Origin of the sequence: Flavobacterium sp. (assembly GCF_044377315.1) — a bacterium.
Taxonomy (GTDB): Bacteria; Bacteroidota; Bacteroidia; order Flavobacteriales; family Flavobacteriaceae; genus Flavobacterium.
Genome location: NZ_JBILJG010000040.1, coordinates 1 through 13,830, shown reverse-complemented (window position 1 = coordinate 13,830; position 13,830 = coordinate 1). Strand labels below are relative to the sequence as shown.

Here is a 13,830-nt window from a genome sequence, read left to right as displayed (position 1 = left end):
CTAAATGATGTTATTGAAACAAAGAATAATTTAATATATAATATTGGTTTACAAAAAACCCAACTTGTCTCGCAAAACAAAATAGTAAAAGAAAGAAGTTCAACTTTAAACATTCAAAACACGAAAGGATTAAATAATAAAATGAAATTGGTGCTTCCAATTGTATTTATTTTTGGTTTTATATTCTTAAGTTTATTTATATCTTTTTACAAAACACAAAAAGCAAAACTTTCTAATAAATAAATTTTTAATTTATGAAAGGAATAATTTTAGCAGGTGGTTCAGGAACAAGGTTACATCCACTTACAATAGCTGTTAGCAAACAATTAATGCCAATATATGACAAACCGATGATTTATTATCCGTTGTCAACTCTTATATGGTCTGGCATTAGAGAAATATTAATCATTTCAACACCACATGATTTGCCACTTTTTAGAACACTTCTTGGTGATGGAAAAAAATTTGGTTGCCGATTTGAATACGAAGTACAAGAACATCCAAATGGACTAGCAGAAGCATTCATAATTGGTAAAGAATTTATAGGAAATGATAAAGTTGCATTAGTTTTAGGCGATAACATTTTTTACGGAACCGGGCTTGCTAATTTGCTTCAAGCTAATAACAATCCTGATGGCGGAATTATTTATGCTTACCATGTTCATGATCCTGAACGTTACGGAGTTGTAGATTTCGACAAAGAAGGAAAAGTGCTTTCTATTGAAGAGAAGCCACAAGTTCCAAAATCAAATTATGCGGTGCCAGGTATTTATTTTTACGATAATGATGTGGTAGAAATTGCTTCAAATATAAAACCAAGTCATCGAGGTGAAATTGAAATAACCGATGTAAACAAAGAATACCTTCGCAGAGGAAAACTAAAAGTTAGTATTCTTGACAGAGGAACTGCTTGGTTTGATACAGGAACTTTTAATTCGCTAATGCAAGCCTCACAATTTGTTCAAGTTATTGAAGAACGACAAGGATTAAAAATAGGCTCGATTGAAGAAGCAGCTTATAGAATGGGATTTATCGATAAAGACCAATTGAAATTGCTTGCAGAACCATTGTTAAAAAGTGGTTATGGAAATCATTTAATGAGTATTTTAGCAGAGTAACATGAATTTTATAGCTACAAAATTAGAAGGCTGTTTTGTTATTGAGCCAAAAATAATAACTGATGAAAGAGGCTATTTCATGGAAAGTTTTAATGAGAGAACTTTTCAGAAAGGTGTAGGTCAAGAAATTCATTTTGTTCAAGACAACCAATCTTTTTCATCTAAAGGCGTTTTACGCGGATTGCATTATCAAACAGGAGAGCATGCTCAAGCCAAATTGGTAAGAGTTTTGCAAGGAGAAGTTTTAGATGTAGCGGTAGATATTCGTCCAGATTCTCCAACATATGGTCAGTTTGAAGCTGTTGTATTATCAGGAGAAAATCAAAAACAGTTTTTTATACCGAGAGGATTTGCTCATGGTTTTTTAGTATTGAGTGAAACAGCAACTTTCTTTTATAAATGTGATAATTTTTACAATAAAGAAAGTGAAGGAGGATTATTATATAATGATAAAAGTATAGGAATTAATTGGAATTTTAATGAGGATGATTTACTAATTTCCGAAAAAGACCAAAATCTTCCAACATTTGAAAATGCCAAAAAAGTATGGTAGTTTTAGTAACAGGTGCTAACGGACAATTAGGACAATCTTTGCAATTTATTTCGGCAAATTATCCACAAATTGATTTTGTTTTCTGTTCATCGTCTGAACTTGATATTACCAATTTAGAGAATTGTAAAGCAGTTTTTTCAAATTACAAGCCCAATTATTGCATCAATACGGCAGCCTACACTGCTGTTGATAAAGCCGAAAGCGAAGCAGAAAAAGCCTTTGCAATAAATGTAACTGGAGCTAAAAACTTAGCATTAGTTAGTAAAGAATACGATACAATTTTGCTACATGTTTCAACCGATTTTGTTTTTGATGGAGATTCCTCGAAACTCGGAATGACAAATGGTTACACAGAAGAAGATGTTCCAAACCCAACAGGAGTTTATGGGCAAACCAAGTTAGATGGTGAAAAAGCAATTAAAGAGACTTTTGAAAATTATTTTATAATAAGAACATCTTGGGTTTACTCACAATTTGGAAATAATTTTATGAAAACTATGTTGCGATTAGCGTCAGAAAGAGATAGCTTATCAGTAGTAAACGACCAAATAGGAACACCAACCAATGCTGTTGATTTAGCGGAAGCTTTAGTTAAGATAATCTCTACTTCGTACCACGAACTACGAACCTCGAACTTTGGAATATATAATTTCTCCAACGAAGGTCAATGTTCATGGTATGATTTTGCAAAAGAAATATTTGAAAACAATGGCATTAAAATTGATTTAAAACCAATTCCAACCACAAGTTTTCCAACACCAGCCAAAAGGCCAGCCTATAGTGTTTTAGATAAAAGTAAAATAAAAAAAACTTTTAAAATTGAAATTTTGGATTGGAATGAAAGTTTAAAGATCGTAATTTTTCCATCATAACGGAAAATTATCTAGTTTATTTTCGATTATAACGGAAAATTACCTACTTTTGTGTTATGATAAATCGAGTTTTAGAACAAAACATTTTAAATGAACTTTTTCAAAAAAAAGCAATTGTATTTTTAGGAGCAAGACAAGTTGGAAAAAGCACTCTATTAAAACATCTGTTTAAAGAAACAGAAAATATTTTGTGGTTAGACGCAGAAAATTCAGACGTACATGCAGTTTTTGAAAATGCAACTTCAAAAAGATTAGAGCTTTATTTTGAAAACAATAAAATAATCATCATTGATGAGGCTCAAAAAATTAATAATATAGGTAGTAAATTAAAGTTAATAACAGATTATCTTCCAGAAATTCAAGTAATTGCTACAGGTTCAAGTGCTTTTGAATTGAGAAACCAACTAAATGAACCTTTGACAGGAAGAAAATTTGAACATCATCTTTTTCCCTTATCATTTGCAGAAATGGTAAAACATCATGGTCTTTTAGAGGAAAAAAGAATGTTGCAACATCGTTTGGTTTATGGATATTATCCAGAAGTTGTATTAAATCAAAAAAATGAGGAAAAAATAATTCGCTTGTTAGCAGACAGTTATTTATATAAAGACATTTTGTTATTCAAAGGTATCCGAAAACCCGAAAAAATGTTAGAATTGCTCAAGGCTTTGGCATGGCAAATAGGAAGCGAAGTAAATTATTCTGAATTAGGAAATTTAATTGGGCTAAAAAGTGAAACTGTAGAAGACTATATTCATTTGCTAGAACAATCTTTCGTGATTTACCGACTAAATGCCTTTCATACCAATCATAGAAAAGAAATTAAAAAAGGGAAAAAAATATATTTTGTTGATTTAGGGATTAGAAATGCAATAATAAATGATTTTTCAGCGTTAGAAACACGAAACGACAAAGGAGCATTATTTGAAAATTTCATGGTAAATGAAATAATTAAAAAAAATTCATATGCTGAAAATTTTAAAAAACCATTTTTTTGGAGAACCCAAGAACAACAAGAAATCGATTTAATTTTAGAAAAAAATAATGTATTAGAGTGTTTCGAAATCAAATATAATCCTAAAGTAAAAGCTAAATTAACAACTGGATTTACTAATAAATATAGCAATTATACTTTTCAAGTGCTAAATTCAGAGAATTTCTTCGAGTTTTTAATTTGAAAAACAAATTTTTAAAAGAGATTTCTTATAGTTAAATCAAAATAACCTAGTAATTTTAAATTTTGAGTTTAAATTTACAAGGATAAATGATGTTTTTGCTAATTAAACTTGTAGACTTTATAAATATATTATTTGAAAAAACATAATTTTACAACCATATTATAAATCATCGTTGAAGTAAACTTAATTTTCTTAATTCCTTAATGGTTTAAAAAAAAGAAACTTCTCAAAATTATATTGTTTACCTTGAAAAAGAAACTTATTCTTATCGTAATTCTGCTTGTTAATATCTCACTACTTTTTGCTCAAAAAACCAGCAAAATCGAAGTGGAATATTCCGACTTTGCCGATGTTAATCAGATTGAGCTTCCAGATGGGTTATTGTTAACAGGAAACGTTCGAGTTAGCCATGATGGAATAATAATGACTTGCAACAAAGCCTATTATTATCAAAAAGAAAATTACATAAAAGCTTTTGGTGATGTCGAAATGATTCAAGGCGATACGTTAACTATGACTAGCAAATATGCCGAGTATAATGGCGCCATAAAAAAAGCATACGCATCTGGAAATGTGGTTATGGATTCACCAGAATCAACCCTTACAACCGATACAATTTATTTTGACAGAAACATCCAAGAGGTTTATTTTAATAGTAATGGAACGATTGTCAACAAAAAAAATACACTTAAAAGTAAGGCTGGTCGCTACTATGTAAAGGAAAAAAAATACCAGTTTTTATCGGCGGTAGAGTTGAAAAATCCTGAATATACTATAAAGTCCAATCATTTAGATTACAAAACTACACATGGAAATTCGATTTTAAAAGGACCTTCGACTATTGTTGGTAAAGAAACTTTTATTTACACCGAAAACGGGCATTATAACAGTAAGAAAAACACAGGGCATTTTCTACAAAAATCGTTTATAAAATACAAAGACCAATTGATAGAAGGCGATAGTTTGTATTATGACCGAAAAATTGAATATGCCGCAGGAACCAATAATGTAAAAATCACGGATTCAATAAACAAAGCAATTGTAAAAGGGCATTATGGTGAAGTTTTCAAGCAAAAAGATTCGTTGTATATAACCAAACATGCGTCTATTCGGTTTTTATCTGAAAAAGATTCCATGTTTATTCACGCCAAAAAGATTTTTGTTACAGGAAAAGTGGGTGAACGTGTTATTAGAGGTCAAAAGAATGTACGTTTTTATAAAACAGATTTGAGTGGTAAGTGCGATTCTATAAATTCCGACCAAAAAAAGGCACTTACTCAATTGATCGGAAAACCAATTCTTTGGAATTTTGAAAACCAATTAACAGGCGATTTAATGCACTTAATTGGTAATAACAAAACCGAAAAAATAGATTCATTAAAAGTTTTGAATAACTCGTTCATAATATCTAAAGACACAGTAGGAACGGGCTATAATCAGGTTAAAGGGCTCAATTTATATTCTAAATTTAAGAATAATAAAATATACGAAACCGATGTTGTCAAAAACGCAGAAGTTATTTTTTATATGCGAAATGACGCCCAAGAGCTTATAGGCATCAACAAGTCCGTTTGTAGCAAGATTAACATGATAATGGATGATAACAACAATATAGAAACCATTACATTATACAACAATCCCGATGGCGACATTTTCCCAGAAAAAGACTTACCCGAAAACGCCAGACTACTAAGAGGTTTTGAATGGCGTGGCGACGAACGAATAAAAAGCAAAGACGATATTTATCCAGCTGATGAGGTGGAATTGCATAATGCTATTGTTTTAAGGAGTAAGGAGAAGTATGAGGTGGAGAAAATAGGACGGGAGATAGAAGAGAATAAATTAAAAGATAAGTTGAGCGGGGATGAAGTATTTGATCAAGTGTTTAGAAAGTATAACAATCGATTAATTAGAGATAAAAACAATCAATTATTATTGGTTAAAAATTATAAGTTTAAGTTTTCTTATAACCAAAAAATTATTGATAACTACAAAAAAAAGTATCCTAAATACAAAGAAGAAATAAAAATAAATGAAGTTTTATGGGATTGGAAAACATCTCCATACGGTAAATATGATGAACGAGAAATTTTGGAAAACGAAGTAATTGAATATCTAGAATTTCCAAAAAAAGACTACATGACTTATGAAGAAATTTTTAAAGAATTTGATGACAGAGTAATAATTGACAAAAATGGAATGAGATTGTATGTGAAAGATGGGAAATTTAAAACCCCAAAAGATGAAAATTCATTTAAAAACTTAAAAAAGAAATTTCCTAAGCATAGGACAGAGGTTAGAATTAATCAAGTTTTATGGGACTGGAATATGGTTAACGGAAAATATGACGGAGGTCTTTTTTAAAATATTTATTAATGAAAGAGAAAATTATTACAGCAATAAAAAGCAACAAGTTTTTAATACAGAGCGTAAACACTTTATTGTTGAGAATCATAGGAGTGATAACTTTATTTGGCTTTACGCTTTTTTTAACTCATAATTATAATGCAAAAATTATTGGACAATATGATTTTATTAGAACTTTCATACTAGTTGTAGGCACTATGTGTTTACTAGGAACAGAGCAATCAATATTATATTTTACTGGAGTTCTTAAGGGTGAAAACAGCTTAATTTCTTTGAAAAACATATATTACAAAACCGTAGCCATAATTTTTGCAACATCCATTATGGCTTTATTGATAATTATTATTGTTGGAGAAAGAACAATAAATTTGTTTTTTAATGATGAGAATATTTTTTTGTTGCTATTGAAATCAACAATATGTATTTTTTTTTTCTGTATAACTACATTTAATACTGAGGTTTTAAGAGCTTTAGATAAAATATACTTAGCTGAATTATTTAGAAATACATTTAAATATTTATCTGTAATAATAGGTTCAATTTATCTATTTACTATTCATGAAGAAAATTTCTTAGTTGATACATTCTTATTAGGCTTTGTTCTTTTAGCTATAATTTCTTTCCTAATAATAAATCAAATTTTTAATAGGGAATTTAAAACGTCAATAATCCAAACAACCACAACAAAATACACCTATAAGCACATTATAAATAAATCTTATCCAATGGCAGTTAGTGCAATGGCAATTTTTTTATTAATGAGTTTTGATATTATGTTCTTAAAAAAATACAAAGGAGACGAAGATGTTGCTTATTATGGTGTTGCTATAAAATTAATGACAATGATATCAATGGTTATTAATACTATTAATGTCACAGTATCCACCAAAACAGCTGAATTGTATAACATTGATGATAAATTAGAACTGCAAAAAGTTGTAACGAAGAGTTCTAGAATAATATTTTTGCTCTCTTTTCCAATGATTTTGTTTTTTTGTTTTTTTTCAGAAAAAATATTATCTATTTTCGGTGAAAACTATACCTATGCTAAAGAGGCATTAATTATCCTTGTTATTGGACAAGGAATCTGTTCACTATTTGGAGTTTCTCAAATTTATTTAAATATGACAGGACGACAAAGGCACTTTCAAATTATTTTAATATTTTCAGTATTTATAAATTTTACACTAAATAAAGTTTTAATACCAAAACAAGGAATAATTGGAGCTGCAATTGCTTATTCAATAAGTATGATATTTTGGAATTTGATAGTTACTTATTATGTTTACAAGCAAGATAAAGTTAAATTATACATACATTAGTTAAAGATTTATATATGAATTTCAAAATAAAGAAAAGTAACTTAACCTTTTTGGTTTTATTTCTTGTTAATCTACTAGTATCGGTACTTGCATTTTTTGTTTTACCAGACAAGTTTTTTAATGATGCAGAGGTAATAGTTAAAGACATATATAACCAAGAAGGGTTTATAGGTAGTTATCCTTTTGCAATATTTTTTTATAAATATACTTTTTTAAAATATTTACCATATCCATTAATAGGTTTTTTCCAATATATAATATTGATTTATATTATATATAAAATTGGTGTTCCAAAAAACTTTCATATTTTAAATGTTAGAAACATTCTTGTTTATATTGGATTTTTTATGTTAGCAATCTTTGTATCAATGCCATCTAAAGAGTTTATAACTTTTGTAGTGGTTTCTACTATCCCTATTGTGTATTCAAACCCGAATAAATCCATAAAATTTAAAGTTATATATTCTTTAATCTTATTAGCTTTATTTAGTTTTTATAGAAGTTATTTTCTTTTTATTCCAATAATTTCAATCGGAATGTATTTTTTCACATTTCTCAAGTTAAAAAACAAAGCTTTTTTATCGATAATTTTTGGAGTTTTTATCTCTATATTAATATCAATTGTAATTGCGAGTATAGAAGGAACTTATATTACAGAATCTACAAGGGAAATGGTAAATGAAATACGAGGCAATACAAGTGAAGCTCAATCAAAGTTTGTTTCTCCTGTCGAGCCAAATACTTGGTATGGAGAATCAATTAGTATAATATATGGTTTTTTAGCTGTAAATATTCCTATTATAGAGACTTTCAAGCACATTTTGAAACCACAGATAATTGTGTTCATAATTTGGCAGTTATTTTTGTTTTATATTTTATTAAAAAAACTTTCCAAGTCTTTAAAAAATAAAGAAAAATATAAGTTAGAATTGTGGATATTATTAATACTTTTTTCATATTATATTGTTCAAGCATTATTTGAACCAGATTTGGCGTCTGCAGTTAGACATAAAATGGGATTTTTTCCACTAATTTATTATGTGTTCTATTATGAAAATTTCAAAAGAAAAGTATAAAAAAAGCATCAATTTTTTTTTAACATTAATAGCAATTACTTTAATTTTTAGAAAACCATGTACTTGGCTCATAATAATGTATTCTCTATTTTCTTTGTTTTATGTTAAGAAAATCACTTTTACTAAAGAGGGTTTAAAATTATTTTCATTCATTGCTTTTCCATTAATAGTAGAAATCATGTTTTTTTGGAACAACAATTCTTATATTTTAGGTCTAAAGGCTATTGAAAAAAGTGCAGTATTATTAATTTTTCCTTTCTTTATAATTGGCAATTATAAAAGAATCAATTTTTATAAAATAGTTAATTTTTATAGGATATTAGTACCAATCATTGTGTTAATTTTCTATATTTCTTACATTAACTTTGATGATACTTATGTAAACATATATTCGAAAAGAGAGGATTATTTGTGGGCAATTGGTTATTCCTTTTCAAATTATGTTGGGATGCATGGGCCAGCACTCAATATGCATTTGTCATTTGTTTCGATTTGTAACTTTTATTTTATATTTTATAAATTCAAAACACAAAGTATGAATTTTAAAATTATAAACATAATATGTTTTTTAATATCGTTTTATCTAGTTGTTTTTGTCAATTCTAAACTTGCATTAGCTATTCTCATATTAAATATTGTATTAATTTTTTTTATTGAGCTAAAGAGTCTTTTTTCGTTAAGAAAACTAATTTTAGTTTTCGTATTATTAATAAGTACATTATCCACTATCATAGTTATTTATATTAAAAATAATCCATATATGATTACTAAATATACCGAGGTTACATTTGCACATATGGACAAAATAGGAAGATTAGATGAAGTAGAAAATCCAACTGCAAATGTTTTCAATTCATTTGTAACAAGAGTATCTATTTGGAAATCTACTTTAGAGTTAATTTCAGATAATTTTTTATTAGGAGTTGGTGCTTCAGATAGTAAAAAGGAATTGGTCGAATATTTTAAAAAAACTGATCAAAAATTTTTAGCTCAATATGAATTTCCTGTACATAATCAGTTTTTAGATTCTTCTCTAAAGTATGGGATATTAGGCTTTATTTCTATTTCAATATACTTTTTTTCTATTTTCTACCTCTGGCGAAAAACCAAGAAAATTATAATTTTATGCTTTTTTATTTTGTTCTTATCTTCAAATTTAACAGATGATTTTATGATTAGATTTGATGGAATAGTTTTTAGTAGTTTTTGGATATGTGTTTTCACAACGGAGCGTTTAAAAAAGAAAGAATAAAAGAGTTACATTTGCACATTTGTTTTCTAAATTTATTTAAACAAAGATTTAATCATTATAATATAAATGAAAAAAGCATTAGTAATAGATTGGCTTGACAAGTTTACAGGATCTGAAAGAGTAATTGCATCTTTAGACAAAATATTTGCATTTGATAATGTTTATACATTAATAAGTGTTATGAATGAAGAGGACATAAAAAAGACACTACCAAAACACAAAGGAAAAATTGAACAAACAAAGTTAAAGTATTTTGGTAGTTTTTTCAGGTATTTATTCTTTATTTTTCATCATTTAATAGGATTAATAAAAATTGATAAAAATATTGAGTTAATAATTTCATCCTCACACTCAGTTGCTAAAGGGGTTAAAAAATCTTCAAAACAATTACATATATGTTTTTTTCAAGCCCCAAATTTTAATTATATATGGGATCACTATAATTTGTTTTTTGGTAAACTAAAATATATAATCCATCCTTTAATAATTTTATTAAGGAGAATAGATTTTAAGCAAGCACAAAGGCCTGATTATATAGTTGCAAATTCAAATTATGTAAAAAATTGGATTAGAGAAAAGTATAATAGGGATTCGATAGTAATATATCCTCCTGTTGATTTGAATTCATTTCAACTTAACACTGTAAAAGAGGATTATTATATTGCAATTGGTAGAATTGCAACTATAAAAAGATTTGATATAATTATAGAAGCATTTAATAAAAACAAGAAAAAACTTATCATAATTGGCGACGGAGAACAATTTGAAAAAATGAAAGAAATGGCATCAAGTAATATTGAATTCAAAGGATTTTTAGAATCTATTGAAATTAATAAATATGTTAGTAAAGCAAAAGCATTTATTCAAGTTGGTATTGAAGGTTTTGGTATAGCACCTATTGAAGCCCAAGCCTGCGGTACTCCTATTATTGCTTATGGTAAAGGAGGTGTTCTTGAAACAGTTGTTGATAAGTTAACAGGGCTATTCTTTGATGAGCAATCTGTAAATTCATTGCTTCAAGCAATTGAAAAATTTGAAACTATGAAATTTAATCCTGTATTAATTCGTGATAACGCATTAAAGTTTTCTACTGAAAAATTTGAAGAGGAAGTAAAAAACTTTGTTTTTGATAAGTATCAAATTTTCAAAGAAAACCAAAAACTAAACATAAATTAAATTATAACAAAACAAGTGTTAATTTCCAAATATTTTACTCTTTTTAAGTACAAAACAAACCTATTCATTTGTTTGTTAGCCCTACCGCTTATAACAATCCCGTTACCGCCATTTTACAACAGTATTGCTACGATTTTATTTTTATTGTATGCTTTTTCAGGATTTTATAAATTAAAGTTCAAAATCAATAAAGAATTGTTATTACCAATTATTCTTTTTGGGTTAATGACCTTGTCTTTATTATGGACTTCAGAGTTGACCTTTTCTTTAAATGGGCTTCAAAAGAACTCACCTTTTTTGTTAATTCCATTAGCTTTTTTATTCTTTCCAAAGTTCGACAAGAAAACCTTATATTCTGCCATTAGATTATTTGGTTTTAGCATGGTAGTTTTTGCCATTTATTCTTTTATAAGAGCAACCATACGATATGTTGAAAATGGGGACAAGTCAATGTTTTTATATAACGAACTTGTATCAGTTGAACTTAATGCTATTTATATTGCAACGTTTACAACTTTAGCATTATTCTATTTTATAGTACAAAAAAGCAAAAAGACATTAGATTATATAGCTATTTATATTTTGGCATTATTCGTGGCACTATTATATTCAAAAACAGTATTTTTAATGGTTGCGCTACTTCTTGTTTGGCATTACATTCAGTTTTCAAAAACACAAACAAGTGTAAAATGGGTTACAATTGCTTTAGGGGTGACTTTTTTGTTTTTGTCAGCCATTTTTGTTCCAGTAGTACAAGAAAGAGTTTCAGAAGAATACGAAACAGCTTTTGTTGACAATACAATTTATGCAGATTATGGTAATAAAGATCAAAACATTTATAATATTAGTCTTAAACAAGCCTATACCAAAAAAGAGTTTGAACCAAATAGTTTTTTTCCAGGAACGGCCTACAGAGTTTTTCAAGCAAGAATTTTTACTGAATTACTCCAAGAAAAAAGTATTCTATTTACAGGTCTAGGAATAAATGCATCTGATGAAGCCATTCAAGATAAACATAAACAATACAACCTTTTTAAAGATTATGAATACCACAATTTTCACAATCAATACATACAATTTTTCGCTGAACTTGGCATTTTAGGTTTTGTAATTTTCGTTTTAATGGTTTTCATTAATTTAAAAAATGCAATTAAAAATAAAAATTTCCTTCATATTGTTTTCGCAGTATCAATGATAATACTATTTTTGACAGAATCATTATTATGTCGTCAGAGAGGAATACTATTTTTTATTACATTATATTGTATTTTTAATAGTATTCCAAACAAAACAAAAGAAATAAAAAGTAAATGAAAAGAATATTAATAACAGGAGCAGCAGGTTTTTTAGGATCACATTTATGTGATAGATTTATAAAAGAAGGATATTTTGTTATTGGTATGGATAACCTTATAACAGGAGATTTAAAAAATATAGAACATCTTTTTAAGCTTGAAAATTTCGAATTTTACCATCATGATATTACAAAGTTTGTCCATATTCCAGGTCAGCTAGATTATATTTTGCATTTTGCATCGCCAGCAAGTCCAATAGATTATTTAAAAATCCCTATCCAAACATTAAAAGTTGGGTCGTTAGGAACTCATAATTTATTAGGATTAGCAAGAGTTAAAAAAGCAAGAATTTTAATTGCATCAACCTCTGAAATTTACGGCGATCCATTGGTGCATCCGCAAACAGAAGAATACTACGGAAATGTAAACACAATAGGTCCAAGAGGCGTTTATGATGAAGCCAAACGTTTCCAAGAGTCAATAACAATGGCTTATCATACCTTCCATGGTGTAGAAACTAGAATTGTTAGAATATTTAACACATATGGTCCAAGAATGCGATTAAACGATGGTCGTGTAATTCCTGCTTTCATTGGTCAAGCATTACGAGGTGAAGATTTAACTATCTTTGGAGATGGAATGCAAACTCGTTCATTTTGTTATGTAGATGATCAGGTCGAGGGAATATATAGATTATTACATTCAGACTATCATTTGCCTGTAAATATTGGTAATCCAGATGAAATTACTATTAAAGATTTTGCCGAAGAAATAATAAAACTTACAGGAACCAATCAAAAAGTAGTTTACCATCCACTTCCAATAAATGATCCTTTACAACGCCAACCAAACACCACAAAAGCTAAAGAAATTTTGGGTTGGGAAGCAAAAGTTAATAGAGCAGAAGGAATGAAAATCACTTATGAGTATTTCAAATCTTTGTCTACCGAAGAGTTACTAAAAGAAGAACACAAGGATTTTTCTAAATATATAGTTTAAAATGGCTTCTAAATCAGGAAGATTTTCAGGATATATCCGACCGATAACATATGCTTTAGATTTAGGATTAATAAATATTTTAGCTTATTTTTTTCTGTCAAATTATCTTTTTGGAAAATTTTTAGTTGCTTTTATTTCAATCTCATGGATAATAATTGCAATAAACGTAAGCTTTTATGAAGTTTTTAGGTTTACTAAAATAGTTTCGATACTTAATAAAACGGTCAAACAATTTATATTGTTTGCATTAGTCTGTTTTGCGTTTTCTCAGTTTTATGTTAAAGATGCAAATTCACAACTTTTACTAAAATATATTTTATCTTCATTTGCTATTATCATTTTTAGTAAACTATTCATTTTCTTTGCTTTAAAAAAGTATCGCTCAATTTTTGGAGGTAATCAAAGAAAAGTTTTAATAATTGGTAATGGTAAAAACGCTTATAAGCTTAAAGATTTGTTTGACGAAAACCCAGATTATGGATGTAACTTAATTCATTTTTTTGAACCAAAAACCAATAAAAAACAACAGTTTGATGAAATTTTTAGCTTTTCAACAGAAAATCAAATAGATGTTATATTTTGTTCTTTAGAAAATACATCAGAAAAGGAAATAGAAGAACTT

Annotated in this window: 11 protein-coding genes and 2 pseudogenes; all 13 read left to right on the top strand. The window is 27.8% G+C overall.

Going from position 1 to position 13,830, the window contains the following annotated elements:
* Positions 1–243 (top strand): annotated as a pseudogene (locus tag ACIQ66_RS10840) (hypothetical protein); the annotation flags it as partial.
* A gap of 11 nt (positions 244–254) precedes the next feature.
* Positions 255–1,118, top strand: a complete 864-nt coding sequence (rfbA, locus tag ACIQ66_RS10835) for a glucose-1-phosphate thymidylyltransferase RfbA (RefSeq protein WP_396212814.1) — start codon at positions 255–257, stop codon at positions 1,116–1,118.
* Position 1,119: 1 nt separating this feature from the next.
* Positions 1,120–1,671: a dTDP-4-dehydrorhamnose 3,5-epimerase gene (rfbC, locus tag ACIQ66_RS10830; protein WP_396212813.1), complete on the top strand. Its 552-nt coding sequence runs from the start codon at positions 1,120–1,122 to the stop codon at positions 1,669–1,671.
* Positions 1,665–2,543 (top strand): dTDP-4-dehydrorhamnose reductase, encoded by an 879-nt coding sequence (gene rfbD, locus ACIQ66_RS10825; protein WP_396212812.1) that lies wholly within the window; start codon positions 1,665–1,667, stop codon positions 2,541–2,543. The genes rfbC and rfbD overlap by 7 nt, the downstream gene beginning before the upstream one ends.
* A 56-nt stretch (positions 2,544–2,599) precedes the next feature.
* On the top strand, positions 2,600–3,721 hold the full coding sequence (locus ACIQ66_RS10820) for an ATP-binding protein (RefSeq protein WP_396212811.1): 1,122 nt from the start codon (positions 2,600–2,602) through the stop codon (positions 3,719–3,721).
* Between the two features lie 246 nt (positions 3,722–3,967).
* Positions 3,968–6,085, top strand: coding sequence for an OstA-like protein (locus ACIQ66_RS10815; RefSeq protein WP_396212810.1), 2,118 nt, complete (start codon positions 3,968–3,970; stop codon positions 6,083–6,085).
* Positions 6,086–6,096: 11 nt separating this feature from the next.
* Positions 6,097–7,410: an MATE family efflux transporter gene (locus ACIQ66_RS10810; protein WP_396212809.1), complete on the top strand. Its 1,314-nt coding sequence runs from the start codon at positions 6,097–6,099 to the stop codon at positions 7,408–7,410.
* Positions 7,411–7,424: 14 nt separating this feature from the next.
* Positions 7,425–8,486 carry a hypothetical protein gene (locus tag ACIQ66_RS10805; protein WP_396212808.1) on the top strand — a complete coding sequence of 354 codons (1,062 nt, stop codon included), beginning with the start codon at positions 7,425–7,427 and terminating at the stop codon, positions 8,484–8,486.
* Entirely contained in the window at positions 8,461–9,738 is a 1,278-nt protein-coding gene (locus ACIQ66_RS10800) for an O-antigen ligase family protein (protein WP_396212807.1), read from the top strand. Before ACIQ66_RS10805 ends, ACIQ66_RS10800 begins: the two co-directional genes overlap by 26 nt.
* 66 nt (positions 9,739–9,804) lie before the next feature.
* Positions 9,805–10,914 (top strand): glycosyltransferase, encoded by a 1,110-nt coding sequence (locus tag ACIQ66_RS10795; RefSeq protein WP_396212806.1) that lies wholly within the window; start codon positions 9,805–9,807, stop codon positions 10,912–10,914.
* A 72-nt stretch (positions 10,915–10,986) separates the two neighbouring features.
* Entirely contained in the window at positions 10,987–12,228 is a 1,242-nt protein-coding gene (locus ACIQ66_RS10790; protein ID WP_396212805.1) for an O-antigen ligase family protein, read from the top strand.
* A complete protein-coding gene (locus ACIQ66_RS10785; RefSeq protein WP_396212804.1) occupies positions 12,225–13,208 on the top strand; it encodes a UDP-glucuronic acid decarboxylase family protein in 984 nt (327 codons plus the stop codon). The genes ACIQ66_RS10790 and ACIQ66_RS10785 overlap by 4 nt, the downstream gene beginning before the upstream one ends.
* 1 nt (position 13,209) lies before the next feature.
* Positions 13,210–13,830: pseudogene (locus tag ACIQ66_RS10780) on the top strand (undecaprenyl-phosphate glucose phosphotransferase); the annotation flags it as partial.

Excerpts from the sequence above, each read along its gene's own strand:
- rfbA (WP_396212814.1), top strand. The coding sequence starts at position 255 with ATGAAAGGAATAATTTTAGCAGGTGGTTCAGGAACAAGGTTACATCCA.
- rfbC (WP_396212813.1), top strand. The coding sequence starts at position 1,120 with ATGAATTTTATAGCTACAAAATTAGAAGGCTGTTTTGTTATTGAGCCA.
- rfbD (WP_396212812.1), top strand. The coding sequence starts at position 1,665 with ATGGTAGTTTTAGTAACAGGTGCTAACGGACAATTAGGACAATCTTTG.
- ACIQ66_RS10820 (WP_396212811.1), top strand. The coding sequence starts at position 2,600 with ATGATAAATCGAGTTTTAGAACAAAACATTTTAAATGAACTTTTTCAA.
- ACIQ66_RS10810 (WP_396212809.1), top strand. The coding sequence starts at position 6,097 with ATGAAAGAGAAAATTATTACAGCAATAAAAAGCAACAAGTTTTTAATA.
- ACIQ66_RS10805 (WP_396212808.1), top strand. The coding sequence starts at position 7,425 with ATGAATTTCAAAATAAAGAAAAGTAACTTAACCTTTTTGGTTTTATTT.
- ACIQ66_RS10800 (WP_396212807.1), top strand. The coding sequence starts at position 8,461 with ATGAAAATTTCAAAAGAAAAGTATAAAAAAAGCATCAATTTTTTTTTA.
- ACIQ66_RS10795 (WP_396212806.1), top strand. The coding sequence starts at position 9,805 with ATGAAAAAAGCATTAGTAATAGATTGGCTTGACAAGTTTACAGGATCT.
- ACIQ66_RS10785 (WP_396212804.1), top strand. The coding sequence starts at position 12,225 with ATGAAAAGAATATTAATAACAGGAGCAGCAGGTTTTTTAGGATCACAT.